General features: G+C 36.8%; 20 protein-coding genes. 15 read left to right on the forward strand and 5 right to left on the reverse strand.

Features of this window, described 5'->3' with window-relative positions; translation table 11 throughout:
* The first annotated feature begins 35 nt into the window (after positions 1–35).
* Positions 36–719, forward strand: coding sequence for a metal-dependent hydrolase (locus DN394_RS05255; protein WP_098953864.1), 684 nt, complete (start codon positions 36–38; stop codon positions 717–719).
* 40 nt (positions 720–759) lie between these two features.
* Here the strand turns inward: DN394_RS05255 and DN394_RS28875 are convergent, their stop codons facing one another.
* The gene (locus tag DN394_RS28875) at positions 760–921 is read right to left on the reverse strand and encodes a hypothetical protein (protein ID WP_098953865.1); all 162 of its coding nucleotides are present in this window, start codon (positions 919–921) and stop codon (positions 760–762) included.
* A gap of 244 nt (positions 922–1165) precedes the next feature.
* Here DN394_RS28875 and DN394_RS05260 point away from each other — a divergent pair, with 244 nt between their 5' ends.
* The 4 genes from DN394_RS05260 (at position 1166) to DN394_RS05275 (ending at position 4381) form a co-directional block, all read left to right on the forward strand.
* On the forward strand, positions 1166–2479 hold the full coding sequence (locus DN394_RS05260) for a CBS domain-containing protein (RefSeq protein ID WP_088082282.1): 1314 nt from the start codon (positions 1166–1168) through the stop codon (positions 2477–2479).
* A gap of 148 nt (positions 2480–2627) precedes the next feature.
* Positions 2628–2951, forward strand: coding sequence for a hypothetical protein (locus DN394_RS05265; RefSeq protein ID WP_098128282.1), 324 nt, complete (start codon positions 2628–2630; stop codon positions 2949–2951).
* A 135-nt stretch (positions 2952–3086) separates the two neighbouring features.
* Positions 3087–4028 carry a phosphotransferase enzyme family protein gene (locus DN394_RS05270; RefSeq protein ID WP_098953866.1) on the forward strand — a complete coding sequence of 314 codons (942 nt, stop codon included), beginning with the start codon at positions 3087–3089 and terminating at the stop codon, positions 4026–4028.
* An 89-nt stretch (positions 4029–4117) separates the two neighbouring features.
* Complete coding sequence (locus DN394_RS05275) at positions 4118–4381, forward strand: DUF3949 domain-containing protein (protein WP_046956224.1); 264 nt, start codon at positions 4118–4120, stop codon at positions 4379–4381.
* A gap of 18 nt (positions 4382–4399) precedes the next feature.
* Here the strand turns inward: DN394_RS05275 and DN394_RS05280 are convergent, their stop codons facing one another.
* Positions 4400–4696 (reverse strand): YtpI family protein, encoded by a 297-nt coding sequence (locus DN394_RS05280; protein WP_001144772.1) that lies wholly within the window; start codon positions 4694–4696, stop codon positions 4400–4402.
* A 238-nt stretch (positions 4697–4934) separates the two neighbouring features.
* On the opposite strand from DN394_RS05280, the gene DN394_RS05290 reads away from it, so the two are divergent.
* Positions 4935–5867: a DHH family phosphoesterase gene (locus DN394_RS05290; RefSeq protein WP_000545158.1), complete on the forward strand. Its 933-nt coding sequence runs from the start codon at positions 4935–4937 to the stop codon at positions 5865–5867.
* A 51-nt stretch (positions 5868–5918) separates the two neighbouring features.
* On the opposite strand, the gene ytrI is transcribed toward DN394_RS05290, so the two are convergent.
* Both ytrI and ytrH read right to left on the reverse strand, forming a co-directional pair.
* Positions 5919–6422: a sporulation membrane protein YtrI gene (gene ytrI, locus DN394_RS05295; RefSeq protein WP_046958744.1), complete on the reverse strand. Its 504-nt coding sequence runs from the start codon at positions 6420–6422 to the stop codon at positions 5919–5921.
* Positions 6419–6832 carry a sporulation membrane protein YtrH gene (ytrH, locus tag DN394_RS05300; protein ID WP_073516695.1) on the reverse strand — a complete coding sequence of 138 codons (414 nt, stop codon included), beginning with the start codon at positions 6830–6832 and terminating at the stop codon, positions 6419–6421. The genes ytrI and ytrH overlap by 4 nt, the downstream gene beginning before the upstream one ends.
* Before the next feature lie 42 nt (positions 6833–6874).
* On the opposite strand from ytrH, the gene dnaE reads away from it, so the two are divergent.
* The 8 genes from dnaE (at position 6875) to DN394_RS05340 (ending at position 17703) form a co-directional block, all read left to right on the forward strand.
* Entirely contained in the window at positions 6875–10201 is a 3327-nt protein-coding gene (dnaE, locus tag DN394_RS05305; RefSeq protein WP_098953868.1) for a DNA polymerase III subunit alpha, read from the forward strand.
* A gap of 133 nt (positions 10202–10334) precedes the next feature.
* Positions 10335–11543 (forward strand): NADP-dependent malic enzyme, encoded by a 1209-nt coding sequence (gene ystJ, locus DN394_RS05310; RefSeq protein WP_161796084.1) that lies wholly within the window; start codon positions 10335–10337, stop codon positions 11541–11543.
* A gap of 14 nt (positions 11544–11557) precedes the next feature.
* A complete protein-coding gene (locus tag DN394_RS05315; RefSeq protein WP_000204434.1) occupies positions 11558–12202 on the forward strand; it encodes a FadR/GntR family transcriptional regulator in 645 nt (214 codons plus the stop codon).
* 185 nt (positions 12203–12387) lie between these two features.
* Positions 12388–13257, forward strand: a complete 870-nt coding sequence (gene accD, locus DN394_RS05320) for an acetyl-CoA carboxylase, carboxyltransferase subunit beta (protein ID WP_000942866.1) — start codon at positions 12388–12390, stop codon at positions 13255–13257.
* Positions 13245–14219 (forward strand): acetyl-CoA carboxylase carboxyl transferase subunit alpha, encoded by a 975-nt coding sequence (accA, locus tag DN394_RS05325; protein WP_000818786.1) that lies wholly within the window; start codon positions 13245–13247, stop codon positions 14217–14219. Before accD ends, accA begins: the two co-directional genes overlap by 13 nt.
* 128 nt (positions 14220–14347) lie before the next feature.
* A complete protein-coding gene (gene pfkA / locus DN394_RS05330) occupies positions 14348–15307 on the forward strand; it encodes a 6-phosphofructokinase (protein ID WP_000821162.1) in 960 nt (319 codons plus the stop codon).
* 53 nt (positions 15308–15360) lie between these two features.
* The gene (gene pyk, locus DN394_RS05335; RefSeq protein ID WP_001232679.1) at positions 15361–17118 is read left to right on the forward strand and encodes a pyruvate kinase; all 1758 of its coding nucleotides are present in this window, start codon (positions 15361–15363) and stop codon (positions 17116–17118) included.
* A gap of 195 nt (positions 17119–17313) precedes the next feature.
* Positions 17314–17703, forward strand: coding sequence for an FxsA family protein (locus DN394_RS05340; protein ID WP_000871635.1), 390 nt, complete (start codon positions 17314–17316; stop codon positions 17701–17703).
* A 631-nt stretch (positions 17704–18334) separates the two neighbouring features.
* On the opposite strand, the gene ytvI is transcribed toward DN394_RS05340, so the two are convergent.
* Positions 18335–19453, reverse strand: coding sequence for a sporulation integral membrane protein YtvI (gene ytvI, locus DN394_RS05345; RefSeq protein WP_001081380.1), 1119 nt, complete (start codon positions 19451–19453; stop codon positions 18335–18337).
* A 420-nt stretch (positions 19454–19873) separates the two neighbouring features.
* On the opposite strand from ytvI, the gene DN394_RS05350 reads away from it, so the two are divergent.
* Positions 19874–20335, forward strand: coding sequence for a DUF441 domain-containing protein (locus tag DN394_RS05350; protein WP_000625511.1), 462 nt, complete (start codon positions 19874–19876; stop codon positions 20333–20335).
* Positions 20336–20477: the final 142 nt, after the last annotated feature.

Below are 20477 nucleotides of genomic sequence, written 5' to 3' on the forward strand. Positions count from 1 at the left end.
AAAAATGAGAATGTGAATAGGGGAGGAATGTAGTAATGAAAGTATCTTATCACGGGCATTCAGTTGTAAAGATTGAAACGAATGGAAAAGTGATTTTAATTGACCCATTTTTAACTGGAAATCCGACAACGGATTTAAAGGCTGAAGATGTCAAAGTAGATGCAATTCTTTTATCGCATGGACATGGTGATCATGTTGGAGATACAGTAGAGCTTGCGAAGAAAAATAATGCAGTTGTTGTGGCACCATTTGAACTAGCGACATTTTTAAGTTGGCAAGGTGTAAATACACATTCGATGCATATTGGTGGTTCGCATGAATTTGACTTCGGAAAAGTGAAGTTTACACAAGCATTCCACGGTTCTAGTTATATTGATGAAGAAAATAAGACGATTACATATACAGGTATGCCAGCAGGTATTTTATTTACAGCAGAAGAAAAAACTGTGTATCATGCAGGGGATACTGCTCTATTCTCTGATATGAAATTAATTGGGGAGCTAAATAACATTGATGTAGCATTTTTACCAATTGGTGATAATTTCACAATGGGACCAGAAGATGCTGTTTTAGCAGCGAAATGGACTCAGGCGAAAACTGTTGTACCGATGCATTACAATACGTTCCCGGTTATTGAACAAGATCCATATCAATTTGTAGAAAAGCTACAAAATTGTACAGGAAAAGTATTAGAAGCTGGAGAAAGTATTACACTATAGAAAAGAAACCCTTCATTTGAAAAGACAAGTGAAGGGTTTTTTACGTGTGTAGGACAGCTTTTAAAGGTTGTAATTGTTTTGACGATTCTTTTCTTTTTGGAAGTGGCTGTTCAGGTGTTTCATTCAATTCCATTGCAACTTTTTTTCCGTCTACGAAAGCTAAAAATACAGAACCTACAACCTCTAATAATTTTTTCATCATATATCCGCTCCTTTGTTTCATTTCTTGTCTTCATTGTATATGGAAGCGGCTGGACAAACTATCGAACGAGATGACAATACCATTACATTGTTGTAATGGAAGCAGTGGTGTAATGTAAGGCGTATTTTGTTATAAAAAAAATAGTACAGATATATAAAGAGAGAGTGTAACAGTTTTGAAAATATAGTATACTGAAAATACAACACATGAAGAATTTAGGGAAAAGAAAGTATGGTGAAACCATTTGGCTACCAAGCATAACCAAATTTTAGAACATATTAATAGCCTGCCAGTAGGGCATAAAATTTCTGTAAGGCAAATTGCAAAAGATTTGAGTGTAAGTGAAGGGACAGCTTACCGTGCAATTAAAGATGCAGAAAATAAAGGGTATGTTAGTACGATTGAACGTGTCGGAACCATTCGAATTGAACAAAAGAAGAAAGAAAATATTGAAAAGTTGACATATGCAGAAGTTGTTAACATTGTTGATGGCCAAGTACTTGGAGGCAGAGAAGGACTACATAAAACGTTAAATAAATTCGTAATCGGGGCAATGAAATTAGAAGCGATGATGCGCTATACAGAAGCTGGAAACTTACTTATTGTCGGTAACCGTACGAACGCGCATCAATTAGCGTTAGAAACTGGAGCCGCTGTATTAATTACGGGCGGATTTGATACGGAAGATCATGTGAAGAAATTAGCAGATGAATTAAAACTGCCGATTATTTCAAGTAGTTACGATACATTTACAGTTGCAACGTTAATTAACCGTGCGATTTACGATCAGCTGATTAAGAAAGAAATTGTACTCGTTGAAGATATTTTAACGCCAATTGAAGAAACGTTATATTTAAAACCAAATGATACAGTACAGCAATGGCATGCGTACAATGAAGAAACGATGCATGGACGTTATCCAATTGTTGATGAAAATAAAAAGGTGTTAGGTATCGTAACTTCAAAAGATATGATTGGTGTCGTGAAAGAAACACCAATTGATAAAGTGATGACAAAGCATCCGATTACGGTAAACGGTAAAATGTCTGTCGCAGCTGCAGCACGTATGATGGTGTGGGAAGGTATTGAGTTACTTCCAGTTGTTGATGAAGGGAATAAACTGCAAGGAATTATTAGTCGTCAAGATGTACTTCAGGCGCTGCAAATGATTCAGCGTCAACCACAAGTCGGCGAAACAATCGATGATATTGTAACGAATCAATTTATGACGCCGAAAGAAGCGAAAAATGAACATTTATATCAATTTTCAGTGACGCCGCAAATGACGAATTCAATCGGAACGTTATCTTACGGTGTATTCACAACAATTGTGACGGAAGCAACGAATCGCGTTATTCGTGCGCAAAAGAAGAGTGATTTAATTGTTGAGAACTTAACAATTTATTTCGTAAAACCAGTTCAAATTGACAATGTTGTATCGGTTCATCCGAAAGTATTAGAAATTGGACGTAAATTTGGTAAGGTTGATGTAGAAGTGCATCATGAAGGTAATGTCGTCGGGAAAGCATTACTTATGGTGCAGTTGATCGATAAATAAAAAGATGGAGCAGACCGCTTTGGTTTGTTCCATTTTTTTATTTAAAAGGATAGAAACAAAAAATAAATAGCGTATCATTTCATATGTATAATAAAAATACTGAAAAATTCGAAGATGCGGAAATGGCATAGCGATAAGGAGGAAGTGAATGGGCGGAATCATTTTCTTTTTAGTGGTCGTATGTTTCATTATTATTCATGTTTTAACGCATAGAAGAATGAATGCTATTAAAAAGAGGTTGTATTTTGTAAGTTTGACTCTTGCTAGTATAGGTGCCTTGATTCCTATATCAGGAGAAAATGAGCCGGATTTTCTTTACTTTGGTGTACCAGCTGAAACGTTTGTTTATTATGGTGGGTGGGAATGTTGGTTTAATCCATTAGGTTTTTTCTTTAACTTTATTTTGTTTTATTGGATTTTGAAGCTATTGTTTAAGTTACGTAAGAGTTCGGATAGAGAAGTGAAAAAATAGAAGGATATGTATCAGTACGGATAGAAAATTGGTTGTTAGTCGATAAGAAAGCTTACGCTACTAATCATTAAGAGATAATAATAGTGTAATTGGACAGGGAAGCTACGCTTCACTATATGAACTAGGGGGAGAAGAATGGATTTTCACATGAAAGAGCAGTTATGTAAGCAATATAATTTTAATAGTCTTACGAAAGTTTCATTGTTACATGGGGGAGAAAATCAAACATATATATTCGAATCGGACAAAAATAAATTTGTAGTGAGGCAGTATAGAGAGGGACGTTATACAGCCGAGCAAATAGAAGCTGAAATACATTGGTTAATAGCGATACAAAAACAAATGTTAGTACCAGAAGTAGTTGTCAATAAAAGTGGTGATTTGATCACACCTATTATGAAAGATGAAGGAAATATCCAGTATTTTGTTGTCTTTAGGTTTATAAACGGAAGTGAAATTTTAGAACCAAGGGATAGGGACTATGAAAAACTCGGATCATTAATGCGAAAGTTTCATGAAAAAACAAATGAAGTGCTCAAAAGAGTGCCGCAAACTTGGAGAGGTTATGAAAGGCCTATATATAATGAGCGAAAGATAATCCACGAGCCTTTACAACGATTACTAAATGCTTCATTTCTATCGCATGCGGATAAGCATAAATGCATAAGAATTGCAGAAAGAATACAAGAACTTACAAACTCAATTCAATTGGGAGAAAAACAATTTGTTCACGGAGATATGCATTTTGGAAATATTCTTGTAGACAAAGAGGATTGGTATTTACTCGATTTTGATGAATGTGGATTTGGCTATAAAGATTTTGATATTGGTGTTCCGAGATTACATTTAATTGCTTCGGGACAGTTAGAAGTTGTATGGGGGAATTTCATGATGGGATATGGGGAAAATATTTCGGAAACAGCTATTCGACTTGGGACTGCTTCGAGAATTTTTTTTATGGCGGGAAAGATTCCGTTAAGGCTTGATATCGAGCCTATTAGAAAAGATCCCAGTGCTTTTATTAGGCGATATGTTCAGTATGCTGAAGAGGAATTATGTGGTGAGACAATTGTATAACTAAAAAACAGAATATTAATTCAATTGGAGTTTATATTATGTTACAATTTAATTGTAAGAAAATGGATTTCAGGAAGGTGGTATGCATTATGTCATCAGAAGTGCTCTTTTTTGGTGGGATCGCACTATTTTACTTTCTTGTGATGATACCGCTTCAATATTTATATTTACAAGGTTTACATGAAAAAAAGAAACGAACAGGATTATCTCAGCGAGAACTATATGAAAAAATGTCTTTTGAAGAAGAACAACTACATTTTCACGTACAAGGCAACCCCTTTAATATACCATCCGCGTTTGTTGCATATATGATTTTGAAAGTTAAGGGACGTAAAAAAGCATCACAATGTTGATGCTTTTTTTGCACTGCTTCAGACAGATTCAGCTTCTTCAACTGCTAATGGTAAGAAATGTTTGTATTGGCGAAATCCATTAAATACACTTGCACTACCAAATAGAACAAATAAAACACCAACGATAATTCGAGCGGTTGAAAGTTCTAAAAAGAATTGGTTTATCCCAAAGAATAAGACGAATGAACCAAGTGCCATTGCGGATTTTCCTGAGAGCCAACCTTTCTCCATTGGGCGGTTTGTACGAAAGTATTTTGTTTTGTAGAAGAGGTACAACATAAATGAGACGATAATACAGAAGACTAATACTGGCATCATGCACACTCCCATCGCTTTGTGAAAAATAATAGTGGAGAAAAAAGAAATATCTAAACTTTCTAATTTCTATTATAAAGCAATTGTTCGCATGTATGAAATACTTTCCGTTATAATGGAGGATAAAGTGAAACTTTAATTAGTGTGAGGATGTTTCTGCGCTAATGATTTGCCCGCACCAATCGGGCTTTTACTGCAAGTTAAAGTGAAGAAGTTGAGTAAAAAGGAGATTATACATATGCATGAGCAAATTTTAAGAGCAATTAAAGAGTTTGATACAATTATTATTCATCGTCATGTGCGTCCAGATCCAGATGCATTAGGTTCACAGGGAGGTCTTGGTACAATTCTACAAGAATCGTTTCCAGAGAAAAATATTTATACGGTTGGGTACAATGAACCGTCACTAGAATATTTACGAGTAATGGATGATATTGAAGATAGTGTATATGAAAATGCACTTGTTATCGTATGTGATACTGCGAACCAAGAACGTGTTGACGATCAACGCTATGCAAAAGGGAAGATGTTAATTAAAATTGATCATCATCCGAATGAAGATCCGTACGGAGATATTACGTGGGTAGATACGACATCAAGTTCTACAAGTGAAATGATTTATGAGTTTTACAGTTATGGAAAAGATAAAGGATTACAGATAACGAAAGAAGCAGCTCGTCTTATTTTAGCTGGTATTGTTGGGGATACAGGTCGTTTCTTATTCCCGAATACAACAGCGAAAACACTTCGTTACGTGAGTGAGCTTGTTGATATGGATGTGAAATTCACAGATTTATACAATGAAATGTATAAGACGAAAGAAAAGATTGCTCGTTTAAACGGCTATATTTTACAAAACTTTACGATGGTAGAAGAAGGAGCAGCTTACATTAAATTAACGAAAGAAGTATTAGAAAAGTTTGATGTACTTCCTTCTGAGGCATCCGGTGTTGTTGGAGCACTTGGTAATATTGATGGATTAAAGTCGTGGGTTCTATTTTTAGAGGAAGACGATGTGATTCGTGTTCGTCTTCGTTCAAAAGGACCAGTGATAAATAAATTAGCAATGCAATATAATGGCGGAGGGCATCCGATGGCTTCTGGTGCAAAAGCATCTTCTTGGGAAGAAGCGGATCGTCTTTTTGCTGATTTACGTGAGTTGTGTAGATAAGAGATTATATATGAAAACGAAAAGAAGGAGCGGCGCTAAAGCCCTCCTTCTTTATTTTTCTTTCTCTATCGTAATGCTAATTTCAAGCACTGTATCAAAAGATATCGTATCGACTTTGAAACGGTATAGCCGATCGTAATGTTTGTACGTTTTGTTTTCGATTACCTTTTTGAGTAGGTCTTTATTTTTTGCTATACTTTGAATGTTTTTCGTTAAAAGATGTTGGAGGTCATTATGGATAGACGTAGTCATATTTTCGAGTGTAAGGTTGTCTAAATCGTATTTTTCTCGATTTATAAGTTTTATTTTAATCTCTTGAATAGTTAAGAGCCGTTTATTTTCTGTATTCAATTTTTCTTGATCTTCGAGAAGGACGTGGAGCTTTGCTTCTTGTTTTTCTATAATTTCTCGTTGCTCTGCTATTTTACTAGCTTGTTCTTCTTGAAAAACACCGTATATGTACAAAAAAACAAACCAGCTTAACACGCCTCCAACAGCAGCACCAGCTAAAACTAAATACCATTTTTTTGCTGTATTGGCACTTGGTACTCTCATACATGTTCCTGCGTTAGCCATTTAATAATAGTAAGACCTGTTTGCATACCACCCGTTGCGAAAAAAATAAGGAGAATTTGTTTTACAATATCTTTCATATCTCCGCCAAAGAAACTTCTTTCAAAGCTATAAAAAGTATCAAATGTTCCGCCAATTGCTGCAACGAGTGCCCAAATTCTTAAATTTTGGGCGAATTGATTAATGTAAGTTAGAGTTGGTTTTCCGATAAGAAATGCACCAAATCCACCAATTAATGAACCACCAAGTATAACCCCAAAGGCAATAAAATAACTAATAATAAGCAGAGAGAAAAAAGTATGTTCTCTTACATCCATCGTCATTCCCCTTTCTTCTTCATATATATGGACAAAGTATAAGAAGTATGTTTTGATTTCCGCTTTCCTCATCACCTATAATAAAAGTAGTCAGATTGGTAAAGAGAGGGTACAACAGTGAAGTTTGTGCATTTACAATGTCAAACCGTTTTTAGTTTATTAAAAAGTGCTTGTAAAATTGATGAGCTTGTAGTCAGGGCGAAAGAACTTGGTTTTTCGTCACTCGCTATTACGGACGAAAATGTTATGTATGGCGTTATTCCGTTTTATAAAGCATGTAAGAAACATGGTATACAGCCTATTATCGGCTTAACAGCTTCTATTTTTAGTGAAGAAGAGGAAAAATCTTATCCGCTTGTTTTACTTGCTGAAAATGAAATGGGCTATCAAAATTTATTAAAGATTTCTAGTAGCATTATGACGAAGTCAAAAGAAGGTATTCCGAAAAAGTGGCTTGCCCATTATGCGAAAGGATTAATTGCTATTTCACCAGGTAAAGATGGGGAAATCGAACAATTATTATTAGAAGACAAAGAGAGTCAAGCTGAAGAAGTAGCTCGCATGTATCAAAGTATGTTCGACAATTTTTATATGAGTTTGCAGCATCATGCGATTCAAGATGAACTGCTCCTGCAAGAGAAATTACCTGCATTTATGAGTAGGATAAATGTTCCAGTCGTTGCAACAAACGATGTACGCTACATCAATCAAAGTGACGCACTTGTTCATGAGTGCTTATTATCTGTTGAAAGTGGAACGAAAATGACTGATCCAGATAGACCAAGGTTGAAAACGGATCAATATTATTTAAAATCATCAGATGAAATGGAAGCACTATTTTCTCACGTAGAAGAAGCGATTTATAACACAGTAGAAATTGCAGAACGTTGCAGAGTAGAAATACCGTTTCATATAAATCAATTACCGAAATTTCCTGTTCCAGCTAACGAGACGAATGATATGTATTTACGCCGCGTTTGTGAAGAAGGCTTGCAGAAACGATATGGTACGCCGAAAGAAGTACATATAAAGCGTCTGAATCATGAATTAAACGTTATTTCTAGTATGGGGTTTAGTGATTATTTCCTCATCGTGTGGGATTTTATGAAGTATGCGCATGAAAATCATATTTTAACAGGACCAGGACGTGGATCGGCAGCCGGCTCACTCGTTTCTTACGTATTAGAAATTACAGATATTGATCCGATTGAATACGATCTATTATTTGAAAGATTTTTAAACCCTGAACGTGTGACACTTCCAGATATTGATATCGATTTTCCAGATATAAGGCGTGATGAGATGATTCGATATGTGAAAGATAAATATGGTCAGCTGCGTGTTGCACAAATTGTAACGTTCGGGACGCTTGCAGCGAAAGCGGCAATTAGAGATATTGCGCGTGTAATGGGGCTTCCGCCACGAGATATTGACATATTCTCAAAACTTATCCCATCAAAGCTTGGTATAACGTTAAAAGATGCATATGAGGAATCGCAATCACTCCGTGAGTTCATACAAGGGAATCTGTTACATGAGCGTGTGTTTGAAATTGCAAAACGTGTAGAAGGCTTACCACGTCATACGTCTATTCATGCAGCTGGCGTTATTATGAGCCAAGAGCCGTTAACCGGAAGTGTTGCAATACAAGAAGGGCATAACGATGTGTATGTTACGCAATACCCAGCTGATGCATTAGAAGAACTTGGTTTGTTAAAGATGGATTTTTTAGGATTACGTAATTTAACGTTACTTGAAAATATTATAAAGTTTATCGTGAAAAAGACGGGGACACAAATTGATTTAAGAAATTTACCACTTCAAGATGAAAAGACGTTCCAATTGTTAGGTAGAGGGGATACAACAGGTGTATTCCAGCTTGAATCAGGTGGTATGCGAAATGTACTTCGCGGGTTAAAACCGAATGAATTTGAAGATATTGTCGCTGTTAACTCGTTATATAGACCAGGACCAATGGAACAAATTCCAACCTTTATTGAATCAAAGCACGGAAAAAGAAAAATTGAATATTTACATCCGGATTTAAAGCCGATTTTAGAAAGAACATACGGTGTAATTGTATACCAAGAACAAATTATGCAAATTGCGTCGAAGTTGGCGGGATTCTCGCTCGGAGAAGCAGATTTATTACGCCGTGCAGTGAGTAAAAAAAATCGTGATATTTTAGATCAGGAGCGTAAGCATTTTGTACAAGGCTGTTTACAAAATGGTTATGACGAGACATCCGCAGAGAAAATTTACGATTTAATTGTAAGATTTGCGAATTACGGTTTTAACCGAAGTCACGCTGTAGCCTACAGTATGATTGGATATCAGCTTGCTTACTTAAAAGCGAATTATACGCTGGAATTTATGACAGCATTATTATCAAGTGCAATTGGAAATGAAGATAAGATTGTGCAGTATATACGAGAAACGAAGCGGAAAGGTTTTCACGTTTTGCCGCCGTCTCTTCAGAGAAGTGGTTACAATTTCCAAATAGAAGGTAATGCGATACGTTACAGCTTACTTTCAATTCGAAACATCGGAATGGCTACAGTGACAGCATTACTCGAAGAACGAGAGAAAAAAGTATTTGAAGATTTATTTGAATTTTGTCTTCGCATGCCATCAAAGTTTGTAACAGAGCGAAATTTAGAGGCGTTCGTCTGGTCTGGGTGTTTTGACGATTTTGGTGTTTCGAGAACAAATTTATGGAAAAGCCTTAAAGGAGCGTTAGAGTACGCAAATCTTGCACGTGATTTAGGAGATGCTGTTCCAAAATCAAAATACGTGCAAGGAGAAGAGCTCTCTTTTATTGAACAGTTAAATAAAGAGAAGGAAGCACTAGGTTTTTATTTATCAAGCTATCCGACAGCGCAGTATGTGAAGTTAGAGAAGGAATTAGAAATTCCATCTCTTGCTCAGGCAATGCGACATAAGAAAAAAGTACAAAGGGCTATCGTGTATATAACAAGCGTGAGAGTGATTCGTACGAAAAAGTTGCAAAAGATGGCGTTTATTACATTTTGTGATCAAAACGATGAAATGGAAGCAGTTCTTTTCCCTGAAACATATATACATTTCTCAGATAAGTTACAAGAAGGAGCAATTGTTTTAGTTGACGGCATGATTGAGCTTAGAAATCATAAGTTGCAATGGATTGTAAATGGACTATATCCGTTAGAAGAAATGGATGTGTATGAAGAAAAGAAAGATGCATCTGTTTACGTGAAATTGTCGTCTCAGTATGAGAAAAAGCTTTTAAATCAGGTTACTAAAATATTGTTTGACTATTCAGGTTTTGCGAAAGTACTAATTTATTATGAAAAGGAACATAAAATGGTACAATTGTCTCGAAGTTTATCGATTCATCCAAGTGAAGAATGTTTAGGAGCACTTCGTGAAATTGTCGGGGAAGAAAATGTAGTTGTGAAAATATAATGGACAATTTCCCTACACTTCGATTATTATAGTAGTAGTGTTCGTGGTCAGACCACTTGGAGAAATTGATATCAGCTAGAATAATTTGAGGAGAGTGGATAGTTTGTCAACACTTCGTGAAGAAGCACTTCACATGCATAAAGTGCATCAAGGAAAATTAGAAACTGTATCAAAAGTAAAAGTAGAAAATGCAAAAGATTTAAGTCTTGCATATTCTCCAGGGGTTGCAGAACCTTGTAAGGAAATTTATGACGATAAAAGTAAGGTATATGAATATACGATGAAGGGAAATATGGTAGCAGTTGTGACAGATGGAACGGCTGTACTTGGTCTTGGTAACATTGGACCTGAAGCATCTCTTCCAGTAATGGAAGGTAAAGCTGTATTATTCAAGAGCTTTGCTGGTGTAGATGCATTCCCAATTGCCTTAAATACAAACGATGTAGATAAAATTGTTGAAACTGTAAAATTAATGGAGCCAACTTTTGGCGGCGTTAACTTAGAGGATATCGCAGCACCAAACTGCTTCATTATTGAAGAACGTTTGAAAAAAGAAACAAATATTCCTATCTTCCATGATGATCAACACGGAACAGCTATCGTAACAGTAGCAGGTCTTGTGAACGCGCTAAAATTAGTTGGAAAGAAAATGTCTGACATTAAAGTTGTCGCAAATGGTGCAGGTGCAGCAGGTATTGCAATTATTAAACTTTTATATCGCTATGGTGTACGTGACATTATTATGTGTGACCGTAAAGGCGCAATCTATGATGGTCGTCCTACAGGGATGAATCCGGTGAAGGATGAAGTTGCAAAATATACAAATAAGAATCGTATCGAAGGTTCTTTAGCTGACGTTGTACAAGGTGCGGACGTATTCATTGGTGTATCTGCAGAAGGTGCATTAACAGAAGAGATGGTTCGTACAATGAATGACGATGCAATTATTTTTGCAATGGCGAATCCAGTTCCAGAAATTATGCCAGAATTGGCAAAAGCAGCGGGCGCAGCTGTTGTTGGAACAGGTCGTTCTGACTTCGCGAACCAAGTAAATAATGTACTAGCGTTCCCTGGTATTTTCCGTGGTGCACTTGACGTACATGCGACACAAATTAACGAAGAAATGAAGATGGCAGCTGTACAGGCTATTGCTGAGCTTGTAGCGGAAGATGAGTTGAATGCAGACTATATCATTCCGGCACCGTTTGACGCGCGTGTAGCGCCTCAAGTGGCAGCTTACGTTGCGAAAGCTGCAATGGAGACAGGAGTAGCTCGCCGTCAAGTAGATCCAAATGAGATTGCTGAGAAAACAAAACAATTAGCGCTGATTGGTAAAGAATAAGCGAGGAATTTCCATTGACATCATCAAATACAAAAGTATATCTCGAAATTGTAAAAAAAATCCGTTCCATTATGGAAGAAGATGGATTGGTGGCGGGGGATCGTTTGCCGTCTGAGCGTGAGTTAAGTTCACGTTTAAACGTAGGGCGTTCCTCTGTAAGAGAAGCATTGCGTGCTTTAGAACTGGTAGGATTGATTGAAACGAGACGTGGTGAAGGGACGTTTATTCGAAACTTTTACGATAACGGTCTTGTACAATTGATTGCGCCGTTCTTGCTGCAAGATGAGAAAACAATTCGTGATTTATTACAAACAAAACGATTGCTTGAGAAAGATATGATTCGAATTGTATGTAATTTGCCGAAAGAAACGTTTTCTAAAGTGCTAAGAAAATTAAATCAAGTGCTTGAAGAAAATGAAAACTCAATTCCGATGCTTCATCAAACGTTCTTTAAAACACTCATTGAACAAGTCGATAATTATTTACTATATCGCATTTGGATGATCGTAAATGATTACGTATCAACTCTTTCTTGTGAAGTTTCAGGAGATTCTATCGATATGTATAGAAAGCTTTATGCTACTTTGGAAGAAAAACAAGAAAATGATGCACTAAAAATTTACGATGAATTAGTAGAGAATATACAGTTTCACTCGTAATGTATAAAATTTGTCGAAATGACCATGACACGTTATGACAAACATTCTATCGCGTAGCGGTTAAAGTTAAACGTAAAGAGTGAGGTTATTAGACAGATTGAGAAGATAAGGCTAACATCAAACTTTGGTGTTAGCCCAATTTTCTTCTTGCGCTAACCTTAGCTCTCAATGAAGGGGGTCAAATTGTGCTAAGAGATTTATTCGTGAAAAAGAAAAAGTACGCTGCAATACCTTCAGAACAAGTACGAAAAGATGTACCAGATGGCGTTATGACAAAATGTCCGAAATGTAAAAAAATCATGTATACGAAAGAGCTTCTAAAAAATTTAAAAGTATGTGTGAATTGTGGATATCATCATCCTATGAATGCATGGGAACGTCTTGATAGTATATTGGACGAAGGGTCATTCCGTGAGTATGACAAAGAAATGGTTTCATTAAATCCACTCGAGTTTCCAGGATACGAAGAGAAACTAGAGAGCGATCGTAAGAAGACTAAATTGAACGAAGCGGTTGTAACTGGTGAAGGAACAATTGATGACATGCTTGTTGTTGTTGCAGTAATGGATTCTCGTTTTCGAATGGGCAGCATGGGCTCTGTTGTAGGAGAGAAAATTGCCCGTGCAGTTGAAAAAGCATACGACTTACAAGTTCCATTTATTATCTTTACTGCGTCGGGTGGTGCCCGTATGCAAGAAGGGATATTAAGTTTAATGCAAATGGCAAAAACAAGCGTAGCTTTGAAAAAGCATAGTAATGCAGGAGGGTTATTTATTTCTGTTATGACTCACCCAACGACGGGCGGGGTTTCAGCGAGTTTCGCTTCACTTGGTGATTACAATCTTGCAGAGCCAGGTGCACTTATCGGATTTGCTGGTAGACGTGTAATTGAACAAACAGTGCGTGAAAAACTACCGGAAGATTTCCAAACGGCAGAATTTTTATTAGAGCACGGTCAATTAGATGCGGTTGTGCATCGTGATGATATGAGAGAATCGCTCCGTAAGATTTTAGAAGTTCATCAAGGAGGGGAAATGGCTGTATGGCAGAGCTAGAATTTGAGAAACCAGTTGTTGAGCTAAGAAATAAGATTCGTGAACTGAAAGACTATACGAAAAACAGCCAGATGGACTTCAGTGAGGAGATTCGTATTTTGGAAGACAAGCTAGAAAAATTAGAGGAAGATATATACGGCAATATGAAAGTATGGGACCGTGTTCAAATTGCTCGTCATGCAGAACGACCGACAACGCTCGATTATATTGAGCACTTATTTACTAATTTTTTTGAATGTCATGGAGATCGCCTATTTGGCGACGATGCAGCGATTGTCGGCGGCATTGCGAAATATAAGGGGATGCCTGTAACTGTAATTGGGCACCAACGCGGAAAAGATACGAAAGAAAATATTCGTCGTAATTTTGGGATGCCTCATCCAGAAGGATATCGAAAAGCACTGCGTCTAATGAAACAAGCGGAAAAGTTTAATCGTCCTATTATTTGTTTCATCGATACGAAGGGAGCCTATCCTGGTAAAGCAGCTGAAGAACGTGGACAAAGTGAGGCGATTGCCCGTAATTTATTTGAAATGGCGGGTTTAACGGTACCTGTTATTTGTATTGTTATCGGTGAAGGTGGTAGTGGTGGTGCGTTAGGTCTTGGAGTAGGAGATTACATTCATATGCTGGAAAATTCCACGTATTCTGTTATTACACCAGAGGGTGCGGCGGCAATTCTTTGGAAAGACGCTGGTAAAGCAAAAGAAGCTGCAGAAGCGATGAAAATTACAGCATTAGATTTGAAAGAATTAGGTGTAATTGACGAAATTATTCCAGAGGCAAAAGGTGGAGCGCATCGTAATATTTTAAAACAATCAGAAAATATAGATTTAATGCTTAAGAAAACTTTTGAACAATTAAGCGGAATTTCGAAAGATGAATTAATCGAAAAACGTTATGAAAAATATATGAAAATTGGGCAAGTTTCGTTTTCAAACGCTTCCATTGGGATAAAATAATAAAAGCGTGCGTTCCTCTTCGCGAATGCACGTTTTTATTATGAAAAGACACATCTTCTCCATTGTGTTTTTATATTTTTTCGTGTTATTTTATTATAAGGCAAATAATCTTTATGAGGTGAGTACAAATGAAACGTATTGGTGTATTAACAAGTGGTGGAGATTCACCTGGTATGAATGCTGCCATTCGTGCAGTTGTTCGTAAAGCGATTTTCCATGATATTGAAGTATATGGTATTTACCATGGATACGCGGGTTTAATTTCTGGTCATATTGAAAAATTAGAACTTGGTTCTGTTGGCGATATTATCCACCGTGGTGGTACGAAATTATATACAGCAAGATGTCCTGAGTTTAAAGATCCAGAAGTACGACTAAAAGGTATCGAGCAATTAAAGAAACACGGTATCGAAGGACTTGTTGTTATTGGTGGAGATGGCTCTTACCAAGGTGCTAAAAAATTAACTGAACAAGGATTCCCATGTGTTGGTGTACCAGGTACAATCGACAATGATATTCCTGGAACAGACTTCACAATTGGTTTCGATACAGCTTTAAATACTGTTATTGATGCAATTGATAAAATTCGTGACACAGCTACATCTCATGAACGTACATATGTTATCGAAGTAATGGGACGTCATGCTGGAGATATCGCATTATGGGCTGGTTTAGCTGATGGTGCCGAAACAATCTTAATTCCAGAAGAAGAGTATGACATGGAAGATGTTATTGCTCGTCTGAAGCGTGGTAGTGAACGTGGTAAAAAACACAGTATTATCATTGTGGCTGAAGGTGTTGGAAGTGCAATTGACATCGGTAAGCACATTGAAGAAGCAACAAACTTTGATACTCGTGTAACTGTATTAGGTCACGTACAACGTGGTGGATCACCAAGTGCACAAGACCGTGTATTAGCAAGTCGTCTTGGCGCAAGAGCGGTTGAATTATTAATTGCTGGTAGAGGTGGACGTTGTGTAGGTATTCAAGATAATAAACTTGTTGATCATGATATTATCGAAGCGTTAGCTCAAAAGCATACAATCGATAAAGATATGTATCAATTATCTAAAGAATTATCCATCTAATCGGCTTAATGTCGGATATTTGGGAACGGTTTCATAATTTTCGGAGGTGCAATATGCGTAAAACTAAAATTGTATGTACTATAGGTCCTGCTAGTGAAAGTATTGAGAAATTAGAACAATTAATCGAAGCGGGTATGAACGTTGCTCGTTTAAACTTCTCTCATGGTAGCCATGAAGAGCACGGCGCTCGTATTAAAAACATTCGTGAGGCTTCAAAGAAAACTGGTAAAACAGTTGGTATCTTACTTGATACAAAAGGTCCAGAAATCCGTACTCACGACTTCGTAGACGGACAAGCTGAGCTTGTAACAGGTGCAGAAGTAGTTCTTTCTACTGAGCAAGTATTAGGTACTGCAGAGAAGTTCTCTGTATCTTATGCTGGTCTTTATGACGATGTAGACCCAGGTTCTCGTATTCTAATCGATGACGGTCTTATCGAACTAGAGGTAATCGAAAAAGCTGACGGAAACATCCGTACAAAAGTTTTAAACAGCGGAACTGTAAAAAATAAAAAAGGTGTTAACGTACCAAACGTAAGCATTAAGCTTCCTGGTATCACTGAAAAAGACGTAAAAGATATCGTTTTCGGTATCGAGCAAAAAGTTGATTTCATCGCAGCTTCATTCGTGCGTAAAGCATCTGACGTATTAGAAATCCGTGAATTATTAGAAGGGCATAACGCTCAATACATCCAAATCGTACCAAAAATCGAAAACCAAGAGGGTATCGATAACATCGATTCAATCTTAGAAGTTTCTGACGGTTTAATGGTAGCTCGTGGTGATATGGGTGTAGAAATTCCACCAGAAGAAGTACCATTAGTACAAAAACGTCTAATCAAAAAATGTAACGTGTTAGGTAAACCGGTTATTACTGCGACACAAATGTTAGATTCTATGCAACGTAACCCACGTCCAACTCGTGCGGAAGCAAGTGACGTAGCTAACGCAATCTTCGATGGTACAGATGCAATCATGCTTTCAGGTGAAACAGCTGCTGGTCAATACCCAGTAGAAGCAGTAACAATGATGGCTAACATTGCAGTACGTGTTGAAAAATCATTACAATATGAAGATATGTTCAAAAAACGTATTAAAGAGTTCACTCCAACGATTACAGATGCAATTAGCCAATCTGTTGCGCATACAGCACTTGCTCTTGATGTAGCTGCAATTGTAGCTCCAACAGAAAGTGGACATACTGCGAAAATGATCTCTAAATACCGTCCGAAATCTCCAATCGTAGCTGTAACATCTGACGAGCAAGTAGGACGTCGTCTTGCGCTTGTTTGGGGTGTACAAGCATTTATGGCTGGGAAACGTGCAGCGTCTACTGACGAAATGTTAGATACTGCAATTCAAACAGGTATGGATGCAGGTCTAATTGGACTTGGAGACACTGTAGTAATCACTGCGGGTGTTCCAGTTGCTGAAACTGGTACAACAAACTTAATGAAAATCCATGTTGTTGGTGAAGAAGTTGCGAAAGGACAAGGAATCGGTCGTAAAGCTGCAAAAGGTAAAGTAGTTGTAGCGAAAACAGCTGCTGAAGCTGTAGCGAACGTAAACAAAGGTGATATCCTTGTTACAACAAGCACTGATAAAGATATGATTCCTGCAATCGAAAAAGCTGCTGCTCTAGTTGTAGAAGAAGGCGGTCTTACAAGCCATGCGGCTGTTGTAGGTGTATCAATCGGTATTCCTGTTATCGTTGGTGTAAACGGCGTAACAGCAACTTTAAAAAATGGCCAAGAAGTAACAGTTGATGCAGCACGCGGAATTGTTTATAATGGACATGCGGAAGTGCTATAAGTAATACGAAGAGAAGGATCGGAGTCCTTCTCTTTTTTTTACACAAAAACGAGGCAGAATCAGCTTGAAACGCCCAGAAATGCGTTTAAAATCCGTTTGTTACGAGGTTCAATAGGGAAAGGTGTTTAGTTTCTGTGTAGCGTATACGGGCGCTCTGGGTTCTTTTAAAGTGATGCGTGAGAGGAGTGTAGAACTATGAAGTGGTTACTATTCTTGTTTATTTTAATACCGGCGATTGAGATTACAGTTTTAATTGGATCGAGTCATGTAATAGGTTTATGGTCTACGTTCGCTATGATTGTATTTACGGGTGTTGTAGGTGTCTATTTGGCGAAAAGACAAGGATTTAAAGTGCTTGGAGAGATTCAATCTAAGTTGAATAGAGGAGAAATGCCAGGAGGAGCGGTACTGGATGGTATTTTTATCTTTGTAGGAGGTATTCTTTTGGTACTTCCTGGATATGTAACGGATATAATAGGTTTTATCTTTGTTCTCCCTATGACGAGGACTTTGTTGAAGCCATTTGTTATGAAGTGGATGGAATGGAAGTTTAGAAAGAGTTCTACTATTATTGTGCAGAAATAGTGCTTAGATTATAGCGATCTAAGTACTATTTTTTTTGCCCGCAAAAGGATGGGAGATGGATGAAGCTCTGTTAATTAAAGTTTTGCTGTATCATGCCTTAAAATTTGGTGAATGCGAAGGAGTTAAGTGAAAATCAGGCTGCTCATACAAGTCCGGTTGGTGAAAGTTAATAATCGGTGGTGGACAAAATCCTTACGAATCGTAGTTTTGCCTTATTATATTTGCTGTGTATTTTTCGATTGGATATGTAGGTGGTTCTTAATGAGTGTGTTGTAGGGAAATTCATATGAACTCAAGCTGGTTTTTGTATATAAAAAGAATTAATTGGTATGGAAAAGTTAGATGCGAACAGGAAAATTGTTAGTTTAAGTCTCATTTTATACTGTTTTGTATATTTATTCATTTACATAAAAAGTAATAAATGTAAGTAATAATTATATAAAAAATAGAATAAATATGTAAAAATACCTCGAAATATGCGTTTTCAATGCAAAAAACAAGAGTATTATCCTTTTTGTGGGAAATCCTCTTGTTGCATGTAATGAGTGTGAAAAATAAGTACAAGGAATAATCAGTGGGAAATTCCCACTGATTACATGTAAGTTTTTTGCTGTATATGAATTAGAAACTATTATTTTGAAGGTGAGCCTTTAATATATTTCCACAAATCATGGAATACACGAGCTTTGTGCAATGTATTAAGTAGTACTAAGATGACTGGACCGATGATTAATCCTAAAAAGCCAAAAAGCTTAAAGCCGACAAATAGAGCGATCAGTGTTGCTAATGGATCAAGACCGATATTGGAGGAAAGTACTTTAGGTTCCATAATTTGTCTTTGGACAATCACGACGATGTATAAGATGAGAAGACCGATGGCGAAAGCAGTGTCGCCGGTGAAAAATACGTATATAACCCAAGGAACGAAGACGGCGCCTGTTCCTAAATACGGGAGTAAATCTACAACCCCTGTAATAATTGCGATAGTAATGGCGTATGGTACGCGTAATATTAAAAGTCCGATTAGTACAATAACAGTTGTCATAGATACGAGTGTAAGCTGCGCTTTAACAAAACCAAATAAAGCTTTTCTTAAATCGACAAAAATAGTTTTTCCATAGCCATGAACACGATTCGGCAAAAATTTTCTTACTTTCTGAGCAAGACGGTGCCAATCGTAACTAATGAAGAAAGTGGCTAATAAAACGAATACAAGGACAGTTAAAGTGGTTGGTAATGCACTAATGAAATTTGTTAATCCGCTTATAATAGCAGTTAAAAGTTCTTTCATTTGCGTCGTTGCTTCGGTTCCTAAGTTTTGAATGTTTTGTGTAATCGTATAGCGCTGTGGTTCACCAAGATGATTAAATTTAGAAATTAAATCATCATAGAGAGGCATAATATGATTAAGTGCAAATTGCTCTGCGAATTTAACGATATCCGGAAACTTTACTGTAACAAGTTGTAGTAAGTATGTTGTGGCAGATATTGCTTCCGTTACAAGATATGTAACGAGTCCGACGATAGCTCCGAATACGAGAATTAAGCTAACGAGTACCGCTAGTGCGCGAGGAAATTGTAGTTTTTGATTAAGGAAATTGACGACGGGATTAATCAAATAAGCAAATGCGAAAGCGATAATAAAAGGGTAGATAAGTCCTGACATATATAGTAATGCATAGAACCCGGCTACCGTTGCTACAATGACAAATATGAGTCGCAATATCATATATAGTAAGTTTCGGTTCAAAGATGTATACCTCCCATTCCAATTTGGATTATCCTAATTCGTTCAACTTATAACGAGTGTGCCCCGCTGATTAAAGTTTCACTTTATGTTATAGTGGAATGATGGATTTTTCCTGCTTTTTCAGTACATGAGTGACTGTAAAAGCTTGGTGTTGATGCTTCTACTATATGGTAAAAACTTCATTTTCTCTTCTTTTTATTTTACCTGTTTCTTATTAGAAAAGAAAGGAGAGACAATCGTTTTCAAAAATGTATACATGCTTAAATTTTTGATGATAAAAGTCTCATTTTAGCATTTTAAAATACATAAAAAATGAAGTGGTTATTGTTGAATATACATCGATATAGCATGTATAACGATAGGTTTAAAGGTATTTTTGTTTGGAAATGAGTTCATTATTTTCAGAAAGGAAGTGCAAACATGATTAGTCAGTCAACGTTATTTTTATTCATACTACTTATTATAGGACTTGTTGCTAAAAACCAATCGCTTACTGTAGCTATTGGTGTGTTGTTTTTATTGAAATTTACGTTTCTAGGGGATAAAGTCTTTCCTTATCTACAAACGAAAGGGATTAACCTCGGTGTTACGGTTATTACAATAGCAGTACTCGTACCGATTGCGACGGGGGAAATAGGTTTTAAACAACTTGGAGAAGCGGCGAAATCGTATTATGCATGGATTGCTTTAGCTTCAGGGGTAGCGGTTGCTTTGTTAGCCAAAGGCGGCGTACAATTATTGACGACGGATCCTCATATTACAACTGCGCTCGTTTTCGGGACAATTATAGCGGTTGCTTTATTTAATGGAGTTGCTGTAGGTCCATTAATTGGGGCTGGAATTGCCTATGCAGTTATGAGTATTATACAGATGTTTAAATAAGGAATTTTATAGTAATATAAAATTTTTGAATTCTTTCTGTTCACAAAAGTCAGATAATTGTTTATAATAGGATTAGAAACTTTGAAAAGTTACATAACAGCAGAGACTTTACACCAGATAAAATAAAAACAACATAAAACAA

This window comes from Bacillus sp. BB081 (assembly GCF_008368895.1).
Lineage (GTDB): Bacteria > Bacillota > Bacilli > Bacillales > Bacillaceae_G > Bacillus_A > Bacillus_A wiedmannii.

Bases quoted from the DNA above. Each gene is read 5' to 3' on its own strand.
- DN394_RS05255 (WP_098953864.1), top strand. From the start codon at position 36: ATGAAAGTATCTTATCACGGGCATTCAGTTGTAAAGATTGAAACGAAT.
- DN394_RS28875 (WP_098953865.1), bottom strand. From the start codon at position 921: ATGATGAAAAAATTATTAGAGGTTGTAGGTTCTGTATTTTTAGCTTTC.
- DN394_RS05265 (WP_098128282.1), top strand. From the start codon at position 2,628: ATGGGCGGAATCATTTTCTTTTTAGTGGTCGTATGTTTCATTATTATT.
- DN394_RS05270 (WP_098953866.1), top strand. From the start codon at position 3,087: ATGGATTTTCACATGAAAGAGCAGTTATGTAAGCAATATAATTTTAAT.
- DN394_RS05275 (WP_046956224.1), top strand. From the start codon at position 4,118: ATGTCATCAGAAGTGCTCTTTTTTGGTGGGATCGCACTATTTTACTTT.
- DN394_RS05280 (WP_001144772.1), bottom strand. From the start codon at position 4,696: ATGCCAGTATTAGTCTTCTGTATTATCGTCTCATTTATGTTGTACCTC.
- DN394_RS05290 (WP_000545158.1), top strand. From the start codon at position 4,935: ATGCATGAGCAAATTTTAAGAGCAATTAAAGAGTTTGATACAATTATT.
- ytrI (WP_046958744.1), bottom strand. From the start codon at position 6,422: ATGAGAGTACCAAGTGCCAATACAGCAAAAAAATGGTATTTAGTTTTA.
- ystJ (WP_161796084.1), top strand. From the start codon at position 10,335: ATGCATAAAGTGCATCAAGGAAAATTAGAAACTGTATCAAAAGTAAAA.
- accA (WP_000818786.1), top strand. From the start codon at position 13,245: ATGGCAGAGCTAGAATTTGAGAAACCAGTTGTTGAGCTAAGAAATAAG.
- pfkA (WP_000821162.1), top strand. From the start codon at position 14,348: ATGAAACGTATTGGTGTATTAACAAGTGGTGGAGATTCACCTGGTATG.
- pyk (WP_001232679.1), top strand. From the start codon at position 15,361: ATGCGTAAAACTAAAATTGTATGTACTATAGGTCCTGCTAGTGAAAGT.
- DN394_RS05340 (WP_000871635.1), top strand. From the start codon at position 17,314: ATGAAGTGGTTACTATTCTTGTTTATTTTAATACCGGCGATTGAGATT.
- DN394_RS05350 (WP_000625511.1), top strand. From the start codon at position 19,874: ATGATTAGTCAGTCAACGTTATTTTTATTCATACTACTTATTATAGGA.